Consider the following 22,770-nt stretch of genomic DNA (forward strand, 5'->3'; position numbering starts at 1 on the left):
AGCTTAATTATTGAATAAGATATAAGAATTGTTTACTAAAAAAAACAAGGTTGTTACAATTTGTTAACAACTATAAACATTAATATTTACTATGGAATATATCAATGAGCGACCATCAGTTGGCCGACTGGCGCACGCATGCGCTAAAACTTGAATCTGAAGTCAATAAGGTAGTCGTCGGGCAGCAAACCCCTATCCGTTTAATCACGACCGCTATTTTTGCACGCGGGCACGTATTGCTTGAAGGTGATGTTGGCGTTGGCAAGACCACCCTGCTCCGTGCTTTCACGCGCGGCATAGGTGGCGGCTATCAGCGGATTGAAGGCACGATCGACCTGATGCCGAATGATTTGGTCTATCACACCTACTTAGGCGAAGACGGTCGCCCACACGTAAGTCCGGGGCCGCTGCTTTCACAAGGAAAGAATCTATCCGTTTTCTTTTTTAACGAAATCAACCGTGCACGCCCACAAGTCCATTCTTTACTATTGCGCGTGATGGCTGAACGTACCTTATCCGCCTTCAATACGGAACATGAATTTCCGCATATGCTGGTCTTTGCTGACCGTAACCAAGTGGAAAAAGAGGAGACTTTCGAGATTCCTTCCGCAGCACGTGACCGCTTCATGATGGAGATTCCTATTTTCGTCCCTAGCGATGAAAACATCATGGAGTCACTGATCTTTGATACACGCTTCCATAATGTAGATAAGCTCGTCGAGCAAGTATCTCAAGATGTTCTTCAGTTCGACCAACTCAACAGTTTTGCCGAGGTTATTCAGCAAACCGTTCAGGCAAGCGCAACACTCAGGCGTTATGCGTTGGACTTATGGCTTGCGACCAAGAACCCTGCAAAATATGGCATACAGATTCAAGGTGTGGACATCAACCGACTGGTAGTGGCAGGTGCCAGCCCACGCGGCATGGCGATGATGATGCGTGCCGCACGGGTGAATGCATGGCTGAATGGCCGTGATGCAGTCGTGCCTGAAGATATCCATGCAGTATTCTATGAAACTATCGCACACAGGCTGGTATTCAGCCCTGTCTACGAGATGCGCCGAACAGAGATTGCACGTGAGTTATTAAGCAAGATCATCAACGCTATCTCAGCGCCTTAAATGCTATATTTATTGATGTTGCTGCGATCCAAGAAAATGCGTCATGCAGTCTGAGCTAGCAAAAGAGTTTAGTTACCAGATAGGCTGGCGTAGCCGTGGGCGTCATCCGGGCAGGCATATTAGCGCCCAACGTGGATTAGGCATGGATTTTGTAGGGCATGCGCCGTTGATTGCCTATCCAGATCCTCGTCGTATCGATCTGCGCCTGACGATACGTGACCCGTTCGAGCAGGTATTCGTCCGCATTTTCAACCAGCGCAGTGCCACCCCTGTTTATGTCGCCTGCGATTTATCCGGCTCCATGGGCTTCTCTGGCGAGTACCAAAAACTACATACTGCCGCAGAGATCACAGCATCTGTTGCTTATTCGGCCTCTCGCGTCAATGATCCGTTCGGGTTCATCGGTTTTGATCAATCTGTCAGAGAAGACTGGATCAGCCATTCCAGTACCCGTATGCAGAGCGCCTATTTATTGGCCGAAAAATTAAAAGACTATCAACCGCAACAGGTCGATGGCAGCGGCATACTGGAAATCACCCCTCACTTATCGCGGGAACGTGCATTAGTGTTTCTGATCTCTGACTTTCATATGCCGCTCGATGTGCTGGAGCAGGCGATCATCAGCATGCAGCGTCACCATATCGTGCCTATCGTACTTTGGGATGCTGCTGAGTACCGTAAACTCCCTGAATTCGGTATCGCCCAGATCGTCGATAGAGAAAGCGGTGAGCGGCGTAGCCTGTTCTTGCGCGGAGATATGCATACGCGAATTCAGGCATCGTTTGCTGAGCGACGCGATGCACTTACTCAGCTTTTCATGCGCTATGACATACCGCCTTTCTTTATTGAAGAAGGTTTTAAAGCGGATGCACTTACCGAATATTTTTACCAGTTTATGGCTGCCTGAATGATGAACTTCACTAAACCTTTTATGATCCTGCTGCTCATCGGCATGCTGATTGTCAGTTTCTTTTTGGGGTTTTCTGCCACGACTCATGCAGAAGAATTAGAAGATGCGCCAAAGAATCCAAATCCGCCTGTGTATATCGTCGATATCAACCCAGTGCGCGACGTTGGTTACCATGTGGGCGATGTGCTCAATCGCACCGTGACGCTCAAGGTAGAAAAACCCTACAAGCTGCTACAAACATCCTTACCACTGACAGGCACTGAAAAGAAATATCGCGGTAAAGACCAAGGCGTTGAAGTGCGATCAGCCGTGCTTGAAGTATCGGATGACAGTAAATTTAATATCTATAAACTCGAGCTAAGCTATCAGGTCTTTACAAGCAGTGTCGTCACCAAACCGAGCCAGCTGCCCCCTGAGCTTGTGAAGTTTGGCGGCAATGGGCGTGTATTCCAGGTGCGCATTCCCTCGTGGCCTTTCCGTATATCCCCATTGGCGGTGTATGGTGCAGTTAAGATCGAACGTGACATGAGCCAGTTCCGCGGCCCCTTACTTCTGGATGCTAAAAACAATCAATACACGCTCTGGGCATTACTCACCCTACTTGCGCTCTCACTCATTGGCTTGGTTTACATTCTGGGTAGCAGGACATGGCTACCTCGTATGGGCGGCCCCTTTGCAAAGGCATATCGTGACCTGCGGAAGAAAAAAGCTTCAGATTCAAGCGTAAAAGAAAGCATTACCCGCCTGCATCATGCATTCAATGTGACGAATAATGGCAGCGTGTTCACGGCAGATAGCTTTATCGTTGCGCACCCAAAATTCGCCCCTATCAAAAATGAGATCGCACAATTCTTTGTGTTATCGCGTTGGGCATTCTTTGATACTGAATCCAATCATGGCATCACAGGTGACCCGCAAACATGGCTACGCAAATTCAGTCGACGCTGCCGCGACTGCGAACGGGGATTAGCGTAATTGAATTTCGTTGCCCCATGGTTATTGCTGCTATTGCCGTTGGCATTAGTACCGTTGTTATTGGATAGGCACCATAGCCATCGTTATTCTTGGCTGGGTATGCTTCCGCGTGACCGTTTATCTGACTTACTGGGTTTATTGCTCAAGATACTGGCAGCGCTCGCCTTATTTGCCATCATTATCGGTGTTGCAGGACCTGCAACACCAGCACAGTACATTCAGCGCACAGGCGTTGGCGCTCAACTGGTGCTGGTTATCGACCGCAGCGCAAGCATGGATGATCCGTTTTCCGGTGCGGTACAAAGCGGCAATGCAGGGGAATCAAAGGCACAGGCTGCTGAACGCCTGATCACCCAATTCGTCAAACAGCGTAAGAACGATATGTTTGGCATGGTGACCTTTAGTAACTCTGCAATTCACGCCCTACCTTTAAACGATAGTCGTGAGGCGATTTTAGCAGCCATCAAGGCAGCGGGTGGTGCAGCCTTGTTTCAGACAAACATCGGTAGCGGGTTGACCAGCGGGCTATCTCAGTTCGATAAAACACCGGACTCTGGTTCGCGTGCCATCATTTTACTTTCAGACGGTGGTGGCCGCATGGGCGCGATGTCACAGGAAAAGATACGCGATTGGTTGGATCGTATGCATGTGACGCTTTATTGGATCGTATTGCGCCAGCCGGGCGCTATCAGTATCTTTGATAAAGACTTCAAGCCGGTAGAAGATCGCCCTCTACCACCGGCGGTTGAGTTAAATGACTATTTCAAGAGCTTGCGTACAGGTTATCAGGCTTATGAGGCTGAAGATCCTACCTCGCTGGCTGCCGCGATCGAAGACATCAATCGCAAGGAAAAAAAGCCGATTCGCTACATGGATGAGATACCCGGACGCGATTATTCGCCATGGTGCTACCTGCTTGCTGCAGTATTTATTGGTTTGCTATTGGCAGTGAAATTTATTGAGGTAAGAACATGGCATTGAATACCAAAAAATTAACCTGGCTTCTGGTTGCCGTTGCGATTGTCAGTGCTATCGGCAGCGTGGCCGAGCTTATTCGCATCAATCAGGTACATGCCTTCAATAAGGCCATACTGAGCGGCAAAACACCCGAAACCGATAAAGAGTCTTACGAAGCAAAATTCGCTGTAGCGTATTGGTTAGCAACGAATGGTAAATATCAGGAATCATCCCTGCTATTTGGTCAGCTGGCTGATAAAGGCACGGCCACACAGCGATCGGGCGTGCAATTCAATATCGGCAATATCTTCTTTCTGCGCGGCTTAGCCATCAATGGTCGTGACCTGACCGTGCGCGACCAGACTGAATATCTGCTCACTCAGGCAAAAACGGCTTATCAACAATCATTACGCCTTGATAATAGCTTTTGGGATGCCAGCCATAATCTTGACCGCGTGATTTCCATGCTACCAAGCCACCCTACTCCCGGCGTGGGTGAATCTGACTCACCCGGCCTCATCATGGGTAACATCCCTGTTGGTTTACCTTAAAGTCAAAGTTACATGAGAGTCTTTTTAACCCGCTTCTTTAGTTACATCCGCCATCGGCGCGATGCTGCATTGCTTGCGACTGCATTCTTATTATTGATTGCGGCGGCCTTCAAACCCACCTTGCCTGTGCCTCGCAATATATACAGCTATATGTTCGTCGTGGATATCAGCCAAAGCATGAATACAAAGGGCATGTTTTGGCATGGCAATGAAGTATCACGGCTGGAATATACCAAATACATGCTGCATGATGTAGTGAGTACTTTGCCCTGTGGTAGCCGCGTGAGTGTTTCTGTATTTGCAGGGTTTACGGTCGCTGCCCTATACACCCCAATCGAAGTATGCGGGAACTATGCCGCCATCCAAGATACGATCGCCAATCTGGAATGGCGCATGGCATGGTCAGGCAATAGCCGCGTACGTGAAAGCGCAGATGCCATCAGCCGTCTGTTACGCTCCATAGATGAGCCAGCACAAGTCGTATTCTTTACCGATGGTGAAGAAGCCCCCCACCTGCATGCGTTCAACACCAAAGACCTGACTAACTTTCAAGGTGGTAGTGGCTGGCTTATTGTCGGTGTCGGTAGCGAAAATCCTAACCCGATTCCCAAACTGGATGAATCCAATCGTGTCATCGGCTATTGGTCGGCAGAAAATTTCACCATGCAGCCTGGCATCGCGCAGATATCACAGCAGAATTTCGGTAATCGTGATGATAATGTCGCCAGCGGCAATGATGACCGTTACCAATCAAAACTAGATGAAGAATACCTCAAGCAATTTTCAAAAGAGATCAATGCAGACTATGTCAATGGAGAAGATATTCAGTCAGTCAAACGTGCCTTAAACAATCTAAAGCCCGCCAAACGCGATATATCACCCATGCAGATCGATTGGATACTGGCGATCATCGCAGGCATCGTCATCATCAGCGCATATACCCCACAAAGACTGTTCCAGCTGATACGGCGTCTATCAGCAAGAATGCCTGACAGCATATTTAAGAAGAAGCCTCAAGCCTCATCTGGCACATCATCTAAAGCCTCTTGATCACTCCACTTTAGCCATACACGCAATTGACGAAACGCTGCGCTTGATGCCGAATCGGGCATCAGGATAATACTGCGTGACCAAAACATGCCGGAAATCTTTAGATTCAAAATAGTCAGGTAACTCGCAACAAAGCTGCTAGATAATATTGCCGCCGCATATCTGTTACCACTTTTATCGGTGATATATAAGGCATTGCGGTGATTCACTTCGATCTTTTGTGGTGACTGCGGTAAAACCAGCAATGCATCCCGCATGATATAAAAAATAGTCGCAGCAATAATCAGCACCAGCACAAACAATTTAAGCAGGATATGTAAAGGCATGAACATAACAACACTGGCCGCCAAGAAACTTGCAATCGCAAGTATGGCCACCATGTAATAAGAAGGCGTTAAATCCAAAGCAATCGGCTTCACGTTATAATCATCCGATACAAAAACTTAAGCAAAATAACATCATGACACAGTGGCAAGAATTCCTCATCGCGCAAGGCGCAAATTTTAAAGATGGTTATGTGGCTGATTTCGGCACGCCCAACGCCATAAATAGCGACACTATCCTTGCCGACCTCTCCCATTTAGGGCTACTCAGGTTGCAAGGCGACGATGCCGTCACCTTTCTGCAAGGCCAAGTCACTAACGATGTTAAAAAGCTCGATGGCAACAACAGCCACTACTCAGGTTACTGTACGCCCAAAGGCCGCCTGCTAGCCTTGTTTCTGGCTTTTGCACAAACCGATGGCATTTACCTGCAATTTCCGCGCGAACTGGTCGAATCCATTCAAAAACGGCTGAAAATGTATGTCATGCGCTCTAAAGTCACCATCACCGATGTCAGCGATGAACTCACCCATTTCGGCATTGCTGGTAACAACGCAGCGCAGATATTAAGCACTCTATTCGGTAGCGATATACCGCAACAAGCTTACGCGACCATCACCATCGACAACACGACGATTATCCGCATGGCAGGTGAACTACCGCGCTACCAACTGCTGACAAGTGATGCACATGCTAGCAAACTTTGGGCAACGCTCGGCGAGCAAACCGTTAAAGTCGGCAAACCACAATGGGATTACCTTGAAATCCAAGCGGGCATCCCAGAGATCACCCTAGCCACCCAAGAAGCGTTCGTCCCGCAGATGGTCAACCTAGATGCGCTCGATGGCATCAACTTCAAAAAAGGCTGCTACACCGGCCAGGAGATTGTCGCCCGCACGCATTATTTAGGTAAGGTAAAACGCCGCACTCAACTTGCACATATCGATTCAAGCGAGCAGCCAAAAGCTGGAGATGATGTTTGTAATGAAGCAAACGAAGTTGTAGGCAAGGTCGTAAGAAGTGCGCCAGCAAACAGTGGGTTTGGCTTATTAATCGAAATCAGGCTTGAGGCAACTGCGCATGCAAGGTGGGAAAATACCCCCATTACGATAGCCTCACTTCCTTATGTGTTAAGCGAATAATCTTTACAGACATGTGTATTGAATAAATCTGAAATTCAATATACAAACTGTAACGAGCTTCACATCATTAATTAATAAAAACTGCTTATAATCGCAACAGTCCAAAGGTTTGCTCAGCGCTAAGTTTTGAAGATTTATTTTAAGGGTATGTAATGGCAACAACGCTTAGTGGTGGTCCAGGCGACAATTTATTAAACAACGCTTCAGGAGCACTTTCTGGGGATATCTTGTATCGGGGCTTTGAAGGTAATGACACCATTCTTGCCGGTGCTGCGAATGACACACTTGATGGCGGCACTGGAGACGATTCGTTAGTCGGAGGAAAAGGTGACGACACCTACATTATCGACAGTGCTTTAGACATTCTGCTTGAAAACCCCAATCAAGGCACTGACACCATCGTTCTTGCTAACAACTTGGGTTTCTCTAGTATTAGCTTTAGTGCTTTTAAAAACTTTGAGAATTTCGATATCAGTACGACCGGCACAGTAGCCTTTGATGTCGAAGGTAATGCAAGTGCCAACATAATCACTGGCAATAATGGCGACAATGCACTATATGGCCTGACTGGCAACGACACTCTAAACGGTGGCGCTGGCGCCGATACCTTAGAGGGTGGCGCTGGCGCCGATAGCATGGCCGGAGGAACAGGTAACGATCTTTATATAGTAGACAATGTAAATGATGTTATTTCAGATTCCGGTGGAGATAGTGACGAGGTTTCAGCCTCTATCAGTTTCAGCCTTGCCAATCTACCCGACATCGAACATCTCAGCCTGACTGGCAAGGCAGCACTCTCGGCCACGGGTAACGCAAAGAACAACCAGCTATTCGGTAACGATGGCAACAACCTGATTGATGGCGCTGTCGGTGCAGATAGCATGTATGGCGGCAAGGGTGACGACATCTATATCTGGGATAGTCTTGGCGACCAGATGTATGAAAATGCCAATGAAGGTAACGATACCTTTCGGCTTGTCGGCGATTTCGGCACGACAGGCGTGCAAACGCTAACAGTCTCTATCAACGCAAACATAGAGAATATCGATGCCAGCAGGACTACCGGCGAGTTTTATTACAACCTCACAGGCAATGCAAGCGCCAACCTGATTATAGGGAATCTCCTCGACGATACAATAAATGGCGGAGATGGCAACGATACGCTTATCGGTGGCGCAGGCGACGATAAGCTCGAAGGCGGCCTCGGCATTGACAACCTGCAAGGTGGAGCTGGAGATGACGAATATGTTGTCAACCTCAAACTCACTAATGGTATAGCTTCTCTAGAAGACACCATCACAGAAATCGCTGGTGCAGCAGGCGGAATAGACACCCTCAAACTCTCAGGAGGTACAGGTGCCACCAAGCCCAGCTCTATTCTGCTGGCGACCAATCTGGAGAACATCGATGCCATTGATACGGATAGTGCAATCGCTCTGAACCTCACTGGCAATGCAGTAAGCAATGAAATCAGCGGTAGCGATGGCAACAACGTCATACTTGGCCTTGCAGGCGATGATAAACTAAGCGGCAATCTCGGCAATGACACGCTGGATGGCGGTATTGGCAGCGACCTTTTGAATGGTGGCGATGGCAATGACAGCCTAATCGGTGGACTAGGAGCAGATCAACTCTCCGGTGGTGACGGTAGCGATATCTATAATGTCACCCTGCTGAAAGAAACCAGCACCACAGTAGTATTAGAAGATACAACCCTTGAGAATGAAGATGAAGGCGATAATGACATCATCAAACTTACGGGCAATGTAAGCCTAACAAGCGCCGCCCTGCTGGATATGACCACAGCACGCTTTGATAACATTGAGCATCTTGATATCGTAGGCACAGGCACTAGCAAGCTCAATATCAAAGGTAATGCGCTAGATAACTACCTCACAGGCAATTCAGCCGCCAATACGCTAGAAGGTTTAGCAGGCAACGACACCCTAGATGGCGGTCTCGGCAACGATACACTAATCGGTGGAGACGGCAATGACCTCTACATCGTCAACGCCATCGGTGATGTAGTGACTGAGAGCGGCACAGTAAGCAGCGCTAGCGACACCATTCAAGGCAGCATCAATATTGATCTTGCCAATTACACAAACGTTGAAAATGTCGCCCTCTCCGGCACGGCCGCCTTGAGCGCCAAAGGTAACGGCACAGCAAACACCATTGAAGGCAATAGCGCCTCAAACAAACTGGAAGGTTTGGGCGCAAACGATAGCCTGATCGGGGGCGCAGGCAATGACACCCTAGATGGCGGTGCAGGTGCCGACACCATGATCGGTGGCGCAGGCAATGACACGTACATCGTTGATAACGCACTTGATGTGGTCAACGAATTAGTGACAGGTGCACTGAGTGGCGTTGATAAAGTGAGGCTGGTTTCTGGCTATGTACCGTTTTCTTTTATTGCGCAAAATGAGATCGAAAATATAGATGCAAGTGCGCTTGGTTTTGGATTAAGTTTGACAGGCAATGCGCTTGCCAATGCCATTACTGGCACTGCCAATACTGATGAGTTATTCGGTGAAGCTGGCAATGACACCCTGATAGGTGGCGCAGGTGATGACAACCTAGAAGGTGGAGATGACGCAGATAACCTCCAAGGCGGTACTGGCAGTGACACCTACTTTGTTAACCTAAAAACTACCGGAAGCGGTACCAATATTACAGTAGCTCTTGAAGACACGATTACCGAAGTTGCGGGAGACTCAGAAAGCACGGACACGTTACAGCTATATGGCGGCGCGGGAGCCAACAAGCTGACCACCCTTACCCTAGCTACCAACCTTGAAAACTTGTATGCACTCAATGCAAATAGCGATATTGCGCTTAACTTCACGGGCAACACAGCAAACAACGACATCACAGGCTCGCAGGGTAATAACGTCATTTTAGGGTTAACAGGCAACGACTCACTCTTCGGCGAAGATGGTAACGATAGCCTAGATGGTGGCATCGGCAATGACGAACTTCATGGCGATAACGGTAACGATACCCTTATCGGTGGTACTGGTGTAGATACGCTGGATGGCGGCGATGGCGATGATACCTACATTGCTAACATCAAAGCTTTCACGGCTGCCCCTGGGGTCGTGATTGCTGAACTCGAAGACGAGATTTCCGAAGGTGTGAATAAAGGCACTGACACCCTCAAACTGGTTGGCAACATCAAGGCAACAGACCCTAACGCCCTAAACTTGAAAGAAGATGTCCCGTTCAGCAGTTACATTGAGAACTTCGAGAATATTGATATCTCCGGCACAGGCACCACACGACTCTATCTCACTGGTAATACTACCGAAAATCTACTCATCGGTAATGCAGCCGCCAATGTCGTCTTAGGTGACAGTGGCAATGACACTCTGGATGGCGGCGCTGGTAACGACACACTTGAAGGCGAAATTGGCAGCGACAAGTTATTTGGCGGCACGGGCTTAGATACCCTGAATGGTGGTAATGGTAACGACTTTATCGACGGTGGTGCTGACAACGACATGATTAGTGGCGGTGCAGACAATGACGCCCTATTTGGTGGTCTTGGCAACGATACGATCTTTGGCGACGACAATAATGATTTCATCGACGGTGAAGCCGGAAACGATTTCTTATACGGTGGCGATGGTGACGACACCGTCTTTGGCGGTGCAGGCAATGACAACTTAGAAGGCGGCGCTGGCTACAACAAGCTCGAAGGTGAAGATGGCAATGACACCATCACCGGCGGTGATGACGGCAACTCCATCGAGGGTGACGCGGGTAATGACAGCTTGGAAGGCGGCGCTGGTGTCGATTTAATAGAAGGTGATATTGGCAACGACACTCTGAATGGATTTAGCGGCTCGGACATCCTTGAAGGTGGTGTAGGTAATGACATCCTTGATGGTGGTGACGGCGATGATTATCTGGAGGGTGGCGACGGTATAGATACACTTACAGGCGGTGCCGGTGCAGATACTTTCAAATTCTACAGCCCTGTCATCGCTGCAAATGCCGATATCATCACTGACTTTAGTGGCGCTACTGGAAATCACGACAAGATCGAGTTGGATGCTTACTACTTTAGTGCTTTTCTTAATAGCGATAGCGTAAGTGGTGGCAATATTATCAATGGCACAAAAGCGCTTGATAATGATGACCACCTCATCTACGACGCACTCACTGGCAAACTATACTACGATGCAGATGGCGCTGGAGGCAAAGCAGCAGTACTTTTTGCAACGCTGCTGGGCAATAAACCAGAAATGTTGTCGGCCGATGACTTCAAGCTTATCGGCTCAATGGCTGATTCCATAATATCAGGTGCAAATACAGCCGAGACTTGGATCGCAGCCGAATCAATTGCTTCCGGTTACTCCTATAACGGGCTTGGTGGCAACGATACCATCCTTGGGCATACATCAAGATCAGGCTCTTTAAGTGGTGGCTTGGGCAATGACAGCATCACCGCTGGCAATGGTGGTGACAACCTCTTTGGCAACGAAGGTAATGACACCCTAATTGGTGGCACCAATAACGACTATCTGGCCGGTGGGGATGGTAACGACTCTCTATCCGCAGGTAACGGAGAAGATTTTCTGCTAGGTGGAATCGGTAACGATAAACTAGATGGCGGCGCTGGCAATGACTATCTGCGTGGTGATGATGGCAACGATACCCTCACCGGCGGTGCTGGTGAAGATACATTATCAGGCGGTAACGGCAATAATGTGATGACCGGCGGCGATGATGCCGATATCTTCATATTCAACAGACCAGTGCTTGCAGCAAATGCCTCTACCATTAGCGACTTTACTTCAGGGGAGGATATTCTGGAGCTAAGCGGCGATGTTTTCAGAAAACTCACTGATGGCGTTTCTGACAACAACCTAGCCTTCGGCACAAAAGCCATAAGCCTCGAACATTACCTGATTTACGATAACAAGACAGGCAGCCTGTATTACGATGCAGATGGTTCAGGCGCTGGGGCAGCAATCAAGTTCGCCACCCTTTCAAGCAAGCCAGCAAGTATTGATGCAGATGATTTCCAGATTGTTTAATGAATGCTTTTAAATAAGATGCCTTAAAAAAAAGCCCGCAATCGCGGGCTTTTTGTTACTCACTCCTCGTTCACACCACCCTACTGCGAACACAACTGAATGACCCTGCTAAGACATTAATTAGAATAAATATTTAAGTTAATTTACAAGTGTAAATATTTTGCTAATAATTGTGAGCTAGTTCATAGCTTAGTGGTATTTTTTATGGTCTTATTCATACCTAAGTGAAAATCTATTGCGTTTAATCTTAAAAGGTTTAAGGGGTAAAGAATGGCATATTCAACCAAGCTTGTTTCAGTAACCAAACTCAATGGAGCAGGCAATAAGCCCAGCGGACTTGATGGAGGGGTTAACAATGTAGACAGCGGCAACGTTTCCCCAGAAGCAGGCACAGGAGGCGTAAGCCAGTCATCGAATGGTCGTTATATTGTATTTACTTCAGAAGCCACTAACTTTGGCGCAACTACAGAAGCGTCGGATACCGACACTCGCGACATCTTCTTGAAGGATATGGTGACAGGCAACTTAACAAGAATCACTACAGGTGGCTTTGGTCCAGATTCAAGCGACCCAGATGTCTCCGATGATGGTCGTTACGTTACTTACCAAACTAATAACTCCATTTATCGTTACGATGCCGTATCTAATAGCACTGCACAGATAAGTAGTAATGGCGCTGATCCTCACATGAGTGCAGATGGTCGGTACATCACATTTAACACCCCTGAATCGTCCGGTATTTCCCAAGTTTATCTGGTCGACATGCAGGCAAATACAACAACACTCATTTCTGTTGAAGCTGATGGCGTAACCACTGGCAATAATAATAGTAGCAATGCCTATGTTTCCAATGATGGTAATTTTGTTGTATTTGAAAGTCTGGCTAATAATTTTAGCGCAGGAAATGCTAACGCTAATAAAGAAATTTACCTCAAAAATATAACCACTGGTGCGCTCACGCGGGTTTCCGAAAATGCTCAGGGCGGCGGCGGGGAAACTGATGGATTTGTCGGCGAAGATAGCTTGCCAGCCACGCTAGGCGACGCTGATGCAGTACCGTTTCCTATTTTTCCAGTAAGCACGAATGCATCCATTTCTGGCAATGGCCGCTATGTGGTATTCCAAAGTAGTGCGGAAGATTTCATTGATCTTGATAAATCTATTAACTCAGCAATTTACCGCAAGGATTTAATAACGGGCGATATTAAGCTAGTAACTGAAGGCAAGTCGGGCGCAGATGCTCTAGGGGGTACTGATGCAAGCATTAGTGCAGATGGCCGATTTGTGCTATTCAAATCGGGATTTGGTACAACTCACGATTATAGCATTAACACAGTAGCAAGCCCTACATCGCCAATGTTCTACTCATTCTGGTATGTAAAGGATATGGCCAATGGGGATGTCTACAATATTGATTTGTCAGCAAAGGGGTTAAGGCAACAAACAACTGTTCCTGGTTTTGGAACGATTACTGGCCCTACTGCTTACGACCCTCCATATGAGTCATATAACGCTACTATCTCAGCAGATGGCAAATACATCACTTTGAGTAGTACGCAATCACTCGATATTGGAAAAGTCCCTGTAAACACTATTATTACAGGAAACGAAACAATCGTTGACAATAATGATAAGCAATTCGATGTATTCCGCATCGATATATCTTCCATTACATCCCAAGCCATTGCTGCTCAAACAAGAACAGGCACAGCTGGCGATGATACGCTCATCGGGGGAGATGGGAAAGATCAGCTAGTCGGGCTTGATGGTAACGATACTTACAAGGTTGAGCTGATTCAATCAGGCACTACGGCCACCATAAAACATACAGTAGTCGAGGCAGCTGGTAAGGGCAACGACACTACTGAGGTGATTGGTGTTGTGAACGGTTTGGCCAAGGCAGCTACTATTACCATATTTGCTAATGTAGAGAATCTGGATGCCAGCGCTACTGGCTCTACACTATTAAATATTAATGGCAATGCACTGACAAACGTAATTACAGGAAACGATGCTGCCAATGTCATTAATGGCCTAGCTGGCTCGGATATTCTGGATGGTGGCATTGGTGATGACACGCTGGATGGCGGCACAGAGGGCGATACTATTGAAGGTGGCGAAGGTAATGACAACCTCATTGGTGGCTTGGGTCAAGATGCGTTGATCGGTGGCGATGGCAACGATACCTACGTTGTCAACCTCAAAACGGTGAGTGCGGGCGGTGTATCTGTTGAACTTGAAGATAATATTTCTGAGTACGTAAATAAAGGCATTGATACGCTCAAGCTCATCGGCACAGCTAAGCTAACCAATGCCTCACTCATTGCATTGAGCGATTCACTTGCCAATATTGAGCATATAGATGCCAGCGCAACAGGCACTACTTTACTGAACTTAGTAGGCAATGGCTCTGCGAACTACCTCACTGGTAATGCCGCGTCTAATACGCTATCAGGCGATCTTGGCAACGATACGCTAGATGGTGGAATCGGTGCTGACACCATGGATGGTGGTGATGGTGATGACACCTATTACGTTGATAATGTAGGCGACCTAGTATCAGATAGCGATGGCGAAAATGATACCGTTATTCTGCAAATTGCTTCTGGCACCTACAGCGCAGGCAGCGGTATAGAAGGTATATTCATTACCAACGTCACTGGGGCAATCAATATCATTGGTAACGGCGGTGATAACATCATCCTCGGCAATAATAGTGCTAACAAACTTGAGGGCTTAAGTGGCAATGACAGCCTCACAGGTGGCGCTGGCAGCGATACGCTAGATGGCGGCGCTGACATCGACACTATGATAGGTGGCGCAGGTAATGATGTTTATTTTGTAGACGATCAGCAAGACGTTGTCGATGAGACTGTGACAGGATCCAGCGGCAACGACACTATCAAGATAGCCCAAACTTTCAATGGCACTGATTACGTTGCTACGACCAATGTTGAAAATATTGATGCAAGTGCATTAATTACTGGTGACATCTTTTTATATGGTAACTCAATTGCCAATGCTCTCACTGGCGGCAGTGGTGATGATTCACTTCAGGGGTACGATGGCAATGACACCCTGATTGGTGGTGCAGGCAACGACACACTTGTTGGAGATTTTGGCGCTGACAATCTACAAGGTGGCGCCGGTGATGATGACTACTATATTTACCTTAAGACCGCTGGCACAGGCGCCAACGTGGTTGCCTCGATTGAAGATATCATTACAGACACATCAGGTAATGATGACACAATCACATTGTTTGGTGGCAGTGGCACCACAAAAACCAGCTCGATCTTACTGAATTCAGCAATTGAAAATCTGATTGCTCACAACATTGATGGCGGAATTACGGCCAATATCAATCTTACCGGTAACGCTTCTGCAAATACTATTACTGGCAGCAATGGTAACAATGTCATTCTTGGTCTTGCTGGAAAAGACACCATCAATGGCTTTGATGGCAACGACTCTATTGACGGCGGCGCAGATGACGACTGGCTGATTGGTAGTGATGGAGATGACACGCTGGTTGGCGGCGTCGGTGCAGACTCATTATCAGGTGGCAATGACAATGACACCTATGTTGTAGCTATTAAAGCGCATACATTCGGTGCAGACACCTCCGACATACTTGAAGATATCATCGATGAAAGTGGCGATGGCATCGACACAATCAAACTGACAGGAAGCCTGACACTCGCTCAAGCCTCTACTCTTGATTTCAGTGGTTACTATGGCAACATCGAGAATATTGACATCAGTGGTACCGCATCAACCAAGCTAAACATCATTGGTAATGACTTAGACAATTACATCATTGGTAATACCGCTGCCAACAGCCTGTCTGGCGGCGATGGTAACGACACGCTCGATGGCGGTCTTGGTAATGACAGCCTAAAAGGTGGCGCCGGAGATGATCTTTATATCGTCAATGCCATTACCGATTTAGTCGATGAGGACGGAAATACCGATAGTAACGATAGTATCCAAGCCTCTATCAGCATTGATCTTGCCAACCCTAATTACACAGGCATTGAACATGTCATCCTGACAGGCACCGCTGCCTTGAGTGCCACTGGCAATATCGGTGCCAACACGCTCATTGGCAACGCCGGTGCCAACATTCTAGACGGTGGCGCAGGAGCCGATGAACTGGTTGGTGGTGCAGGCAACGACATTTATATCGTAGACGATGAAGATGACATAGTCATTGAAGACCTGAATGCAGGTAATGACACCATTAAATCTTCCGTTAGCTTCGAGTTGGCTGATGCTGCCAATGTCGAAAACCTCATCCTCACAGGCACTGCGAATGATGACATTGATGGATTTGGTAACCTGCTTGCTAACACGATTACAGGCAATGATGGCGACAACCTGCTCTATGGCGGCGGCGGTACGGTTGCCGACACTCTTATCGGCGGCAAAGGCAGCGACACATACAGGGTAGACTTAGTAACCACAGGCACGGGCAGTAACATTACCTATAAACCCAAAGACACGATTACCGAGTCAGCAGTTAACCCAGGTGATATCGATACAGTTGTGCTATTTGATGTCAACGGCATATCAAATATGGTAAGCACTATCACCTTAGGAGCTAATTTCGAGGTCTTAAATGCCGTGCCTACCGGTTTTGCTCAACTGAATCTCACAGGCAATACGCTTAACAACCAGATCGCTGGCAACAGTGCTGCTAATGTTATTCTCGGGCTGACAGGCAATGATAGTCTCTATGGCGGTCTTGGTGACGACACGATTGATGGCGGCGCAGGGGATGATTATGTTCAAGGCGATGAAGGCGATGACAGCCTGATTGGCGGTCTAGGTGTGGACGAATTGATGGGTGGTGATGGTAACGACACTTACGTAGTCAATATCACAACCGTAGGCACTGGTATCAATGCAGAAGCCCAACTAGAAGACACCATTACCGAGCTAACGGGTGAAGGTACGTCAGATACGCTTAAGCTGACAGGCGCGGCCAACCTCATTGAGCGAACACAAATCACGCTGGCCGATGAGCTTGCCGAAATTGAGAACTTCGATATTAGCGGCACGGGCACCACCTTCCTCCGAATCACAGGCAACAGCGCCAACAACAATATGATCGGCAATGCTGGTGAAAATACGCTTGAGGGAATGGACGGCAACGACACACTGGATGGCGGTGCGGATGACGATAGCGTCGAAGGCGGAAACGGTGACGACATACTCTTAGGCGGTGCAGGCGGCGATTATCTTATTGGTGGTGACGGTAATGACTTTCTTGATGCTGGAGCAGATAACGACAGGGCAGAAGGCAGTGACGGCAATGACTCCATATACGGCGGTTTGGGTAAAGATAATGTGGGTGGCGGGGCTGACGATGACTTTATCGATGGTGGCGCTGATAACGATACCTTAGCGGGTCAAGACGGCGACGATTTTATCTATGGTGGTCTAGGCAATGACGTAATATCGGGTGATAACCAGAACGATGATGACGACACCGATGATGGCAATGACTTTATTGATGGCGAGGCAGGCAACGATAGCATAGAGGGCAATGCTGGCAACGATATACTATTCGGCGGCCTCGGGAACGACACAATCTTGGGCGGCGCAGATTCTGACGTTCTGCATGGCAACGATGGCAATGACGTTCTGCATGGCAACGACGGTGAAGATAATATTGATGGCGAATTCGGCAATGACAAACTGTTTGGCGGCAATGGCAATGACCATCTTGACGGCGAAGAAGGCACCGACACGGTAGATGGCGGCGATGGCGATGATGGTGTATTTGGCGAAGACGGCACCGATTATATTACTGGCGGCGCTGGTAATGACTATATCAGCGGTGGTGCTAGCATGGATTTGTTGACTGGCGGTACAGGCGCTGACAAATTTGTATTCGATGCAGCCATCGTTGCTACAAATGCGGATATTATTACTGATTTCTCACGTACAGAGCACGACAAGATTGTTTTGGATGGGTCTATATTCAGGAGTCTGCAAGCCGGTTTAGGAACAATCGCATCGGGCATTATCGCAACAGGTGAAGACACCTACCTGATTTACGAATTCGGTAAGGGCAGACTGTATTACGATGCCGATGCCAATGGTGCAGCTAGCAAAGCTGTTCTAATCACTTGGTTTGGACAGGATATACCTTTAAGTTTGAATGTAGATGACTTCGAGGTTTTGCCTTCTACTCTCACACTAGGTACAGCAGTTGCTGATAATTTTTCTGGGAACTCAGGCAATGACAACTACGATGGCCTAGCCGGAAATGATGCTATCAATGGTGGTATTGGATTTGATACTTTAAATGGTGGCTTGGGTAACGACATTATTAATGGTGGTGACGATGAAGACGCTCTTTATGGCGGGGACGGCAACGACACTCTACTAGGTGGTCTGGCTAATGATGAGCTTGATGGTGAAGCCGGTAATGATTCATTATCAGGCGAAGCTGGTGATGACACCCTGAATGGTGACGATGGCAACGACACCCTGCTTGGGGGTGATGGTAACGACACACTAGCGGGTGGCAACGGGCTAAATACCCTCACTGGTGGTGACGGTGAAGACATCTTCATGTTTGACTCTGACAAACTAGAGGCTACCAATGTCAGCGTGATTACAGACTTTGTGAGTGACGACGATACTATCCAATTGCAAATTGATCTATTCACAAAATTGGCGGCTGGCGTTACCGAAGATAATCTGGCTTTCGGTACAAAAGCGACCACGCTAGAACATTACCTAATCTATGATATCAACACTGGCAGCTTGTATTACGATGCCGATGGCTCAGGTGCTGGCGCCGCGATTAAGTTTGCGACACTATCTAATAAACCAACGATTGACGCAGATGATTTTCAGGTCATTTATTAATTCGTAATGTTAAACAAGATGCGCTAAAACGATAAAGCCCGCTCTTGCGGGCTTTATCGTTACTTGTTCAATCATAAAAATGGAGTCAAGTCGTACGTGCAGAGCACTAATCAAAGTGGTGGTTATGATGCACCTTCGGGCCACGTATGGAAGTGTTAGAGATGCAAACAACCCATATCACTTGTAATACCTACCCTATCCAGTTAAAAGCGCTAGAATATGAATTATCAAGTTGATATCTCATCTCCACTAACTCAATAAAACGCATTGTTCTAAGTGGGCATAATGTAAAGATTGATTTGCTATCACACGATTAAAGCTTCATATCAAATCATCAAACAATTTAAAGGCTAATCCATGGCGGTCACGTTTAACAGCACATTTCCTTCAATAGAAGCCATCAGAATCGCTTTTGGGAAAATCGGTGACCCCTACTTGGCTGTCACTAATGCGCTGAATGACATGAACGTCGCCGCAGACAACACAGATACTGCACAATTAAGAACAACGCCCTCTAATGACACTTATACCATTCTCTTGCAGAATGGTGACGCTTACAAACTGACCGGCTCTGGCCTACAAGGATTCGCCCCTGTAGTGACAAATGTGTTGTATACGTATAGCGATGGTGCAACCGTTTCTATGTTCGCAGATGGAACAGATTTAACCTATAGCATCTTGGGATCCGAACTCTATGGCTCAATCAATAAGCTGATCATCAATGACGGCCAAGGTACTAAAGTCACGCTTTTAGGAACCGGGGAAATAGCATTCGGTGTCGATGACTTTGAAAGTTTTACCTCCAACACAATCACCATCGAAAAAAATGGTGTCGTACTCCAACTAAACGGCACGCTCACATTCACGGGTGGCATCAATAACTTTGCAGGCACGATTACCGGATTCACGCTGACTTCTGGCAACTCCACTGTCACCATGGCAGGCTTAAGCATCAATTCAAATCAGTTTGACACCCTAACAGGCGATACTTTTCTGGATACGCTTCTTATTGGCAACGACTCGCTTGAAGGCAATGCTTCAAACAACACCATTCTCGGCCTCGCAGGGAACGATACACTAAAAGGCTTAGGCGGCAACGATACGCTGGATGGTGGCGCAGGTGCAGACACTATGGATGGCGGTATTGGTAATGACACCTATATCGTCGATAACGTAAATGACGTTGTAAATGAGTCTGTCAGTGGCAGCTCGGGTGGCAATGACACCGTCAAGATCACCAGCAATATCTCATCATGGGTATTAGCTTCAGGTGCCAATATTGAAAACATCGATGCCAGTGCACTCACTTCTGCAATAGACATCACAGGCAACGATGTCATAAACACCCTAACCGGTGGTTCAAACAACGACACGCTCAGTGGAAATGTAGGCAATGACACTCTACTTGGTAATAATGGGGATGATGTTCTCAATGGCGGCGATGATAACGATAAACTGACTGGTGGTTTAGGCAACGACACACTGAATGGTGACGATGATGATGACTCACTGGATGGAAGCGCAGGCGATGATAGTCTTTTGGGCGGCCTAGGTAACGATATACTGATTGGTGGTCTGGGAGCAGACACACTAGCAGGTGGTGATGGTGATGATGCCTATACTGTAACCCTGTTGAAAACCGACATTAGCGCTGTTGCGCCGGAAGACACAATCACTGAGCTAGAAGATGAAGGCACAGATACCATCAAGTTTACTGGCAGCCTTTCTTTAACATCTGCTGCCACACTAGACATGGCCGACCCACTATTCGACAACATAGAGAATCTAGACATAAGCGGCACAGCCTCGACCAAGCTCAATATCACCGGCAACGACCTAGATAACTACTTGGTTGGCAATGCGGCTGCCAACATTCTGGATGGTGATGAAGGCGATGATACGCTAGAGGGCGCGGTAGATAATGACACACTCATTGGTGGCGATGGCAATGACTTGTATATCATTAATGCCATCGGTGATGTAGTACAAGAAACTGGCACGGTAAATAGCGATGATGACACCATTCAGGGCAGCATTAGCATCGATCTCGCCAATTATACGAATATCGAACATATTACCTTGAGCGGCACTGCTGCATTGACCGCCAAAGGCAACACCAGCGCTAACATCATCACCGGCAACACTGGAGCCAACAAACTGGCAGGTTTGGATGGCATGGACACTCTATATGCAGACGCCGGCAATGATCTGCTAGAGGGCGGAAATGATAACGACACACTTCTAGGTGGAGCAGGCAACGACACGCTAGATGGCGGATCAGGTGCAGACAGCATGGACGGAGGTATCGGCAATGACACCTACATCGTCGATGATGAAAATGACGTGGTGAATGAATCTGTTACTGGTAGCGCAGGTGGTACCGACACAGTCAAGATCGCTAACACCTACAGCAGTGCATCCTGGGCATTAGCCTCAGGCTCCAATATCGAGAATGTTGATGCCAGTGGATTGGACGCTTTCACTAGCCTTAACATCATAGGTAATGAGTTTGCCAATACCTTTACTGGTGGTGCTGGCGACGATACCTTGGATGGCGCCGAAGGCATAGACAACCTTAAAGGAGGAGTAGGAAATGACCTATATATTGTCGACCTCAAAACAACTGGCTCAGGGCTAAAAATTGTTGGCTCCTTAGAGGATACAGTCACAGAGCTTGTCAACCAAGGCAATGAGGATACGATCGAACTTCGTGGTGGCGACACCATCACAAAAATCAGCACCATCGTATTGGGGGCTAATATCGAGAATATCGATGCCAGCGCCACGAATATAGCGCTACTTAACCTCACCGGTAATATCGGTTATAACACCATTACTGGCAACGATGCCAACAACACGCTTCTTGGCCTTGCTGGTAACGATACTCTTTACGGTGAAATCGGCCACGACTCCCTAGATGGTGGTGTTGGAGACGATATCCTCAATGGCGGTGAAGGGAACGATACACTGGTCGGTGGTACCGGTATTGACAACCTAGTTGGTAGCGATGGTAATGATACTTATGTTATTAACCTGAGACTAAATGGCTTGGTTGCAGAACTGGAAGATACCATTTCAGAAAACGGTACGGACGAAGATGATATCGTTAAGCTTGCAGGCAGCCTTAAACTAACCACCGCAAACAAGCTAGTACTGACGCTGACAGATGTCCAATTCGATGGCGTAGAGCATATTGATGCTAGCGGTACCAGCAGTACGCTAATCGACCTAACGGGTAACGAACAGGATAACTACCTCACAGGCAATTCAGCTGCCAACACGCTAGAAGGTTTAGCAGGCAACGACACCCTAGATGGCGGTCTCGGCAACGATACACTAATCGGTGGAGACGGCAATGACCTCTACATCGTCAATGCCATCGGTGATGTAGTGACTGAGAGCGGCACAATAAGCAGCGCTAGCGACACCATTCAAGGCAGTATCAGCCTAAATCTTGCCAGCTACGCGAATATCGAGCACATCACACTTACAGGCATAACTGCGATCAACGCCACTGGCAACAGCGGTGCCAACATTCTCCTCGGTAACAACGGCGCCAATATTCTGGATGGCGGTGCAGGCGCTGACACCATGGTAGGCGGCGCAGGTAATGATACTTACCGCGTGGATGATGTCGGTGATGAAGTCATTGAATCACTAGCTGGAGGTACAGACACCGTCATTATCAGCGCTGAGTTTGATGATATCTCTGGTGATGGTTATACCCTTAGCGAGAATGTCGAGCATCTCAATGCCAGTGCCTATGTAAATGGCATCGAGTTAACTGGCAATGCACTTGCCAACACCATCA

11 protein-coding genes are annotated in these 22,770 nt (G+C 47.6%); 10 read left to right on the forward strand and 1 reads right to left on the reverse strand.

Going from position 1 to position 22,770, the window contains the following annotated elements:
- The first annotated feature begins 104 nt into the window (after positions 1-104).
- From A7981_RS07525 to A7981_RS07550, 6 genes are read left to right on the forward strand one after another with little or no spacing between them, the layout of a single operon-like run.
- On the forward strand, positions 105-1,121 hold the full coding sequence (locus A7981_RS07525) for a MoxR family ATPase (protein ID WP_067266254.1): 1,017 nt from the start codon (positions 105-107) through the stop codon (positions 1,119-1,121).
- Between the two features lie 43 nt (positions 1,122-1,164).
- A complete protein-coding gene (locus tag A7981_RS07530) occupies positions 1,165-2,028 on the forward strand; it encodes a DUF58 domain-containing protein (protein WP_067266258.1) in 864 nt (287 codons plus the stop codon).
- Positions 2,029-3,006 (forward strand): hypothetical protein, encoded by a 978-nt coding sequence (locus A7981_RS07535; protein WP_082889232.1) that lies wholly within the window; start codon positions 2,029-2,031, stop codon positions 3,004-3,006.
- Positions 3,007-3,987 carry a vWA domain-containing protein gene (locus A7981_RS07540; RefSeq protein WP_067266261.1) on the forward strand — a complete coding sequence of 327 codons (981 nt, stop codon included), beginning with the start codon at positions 3,007-3,009 and terminating at the stop codon, positions 3,985-3,987.
- A complete protein-coding gene (locus A7981_RS07545) occupies positions 3,978-4,514 on the forward strand; it encodes a hypothetical protein (RefSeq protein ID WP_067266265.1) in 537 nt (178 codons plus the stop codon). The genes A7981_RS07540 and A7981_RS07545 overlap by 10 nt, the downstream gene beginning before the upstream one ends.
- A 12-nt stretch (positions 4,515-4,526) precedes the next feature.
- On the forward strand, positions 4,527-5,564 hold the full coding sequence (locus tag A7981_RS07550; RefSeq protein ID WP_067266268.1) for a vWA domain-containing protein: 1,038 nt from the start codon (positions 4,527-4,529) through the stop codon (positions 5,562-5,564).
- Here the strand turns inward: A7981_RS07550 and A7981_RS07555 are convergent.
- Complete coding sequence (locus tag A7981_RS07555; RefSeq protein ID WP_131800946.1) at positions 5,528-5,983, reverse strand: protein YgfX; 456 nt, start codon at positions 5,981-5,983, stop codon at positions 5,528-5,530. The two genes, A7981_RS07550 and A7981_RS07555, sit on opposite strands and share 37 nt — an antisense overlap.
- Positions 5,984-6,024: 41 nt before the next feature.
- Between A7981_RS07555 and A7981_RS07560 the strand changes: the two genes are divergently transcribed.
- The 4 genes from A7981_RS07560 to A7981_RS12270 all read left to right on the forward strand — a co-directional run.
- Positions 6,025-7,029: a folate-binding protein YgfZ gene (locus tag A7981_RS07560; protein ID WP_067266273.1), complete on the forward strand. Its 1,005-nt coding sequence runs from the start codon at positions 6,025-6,027 to the stop codon at positions 7,027-7,029.
- A 152-nt stretch (positions 7,030-7,181) separates the two neighbouring features.
- On the forward strand, positions 7,182-12,074 hold the full coding sequence (locus A7981_RS12265) for a calcium-binding protein (RefSeq protein ID WP_067266276.1): 4,893 nt from the start codon (positions 7,182-7,184) through the stop codon (positions 12,072-12,074).
- A gap of 270 nt (positions 12,075-12,344) precedes the next feature.
- A complete protein-coding gene (locus A7981_RS11865; RefSeq protein ID WP_067266279.1) occupies positions 12,345-18,959 on the forward strand; it encodes a hypothetical protein in 6,615 nt (2,204 codons plus the stop codon).
- Positions 18,960-19,316: 357 nt separating this feature from the next.
- A partial coding sequence (locus A7981_RS12270; protein WP_131800947.1) for a calcium-binding protein occupies positions 19,317-22,770 on the forward strand: 3,454 nt, incomplete at its 3' end.

The sequence above is a fragment of the Methylovorus sp. MM2 genome, from assembly GCF_001648895.1.
Taxonomy (GTDB): Bacteria; Pseudomonadota; Gammaproteobacteria; order Burkholderiales; family Methylophilaceae; genus MM1.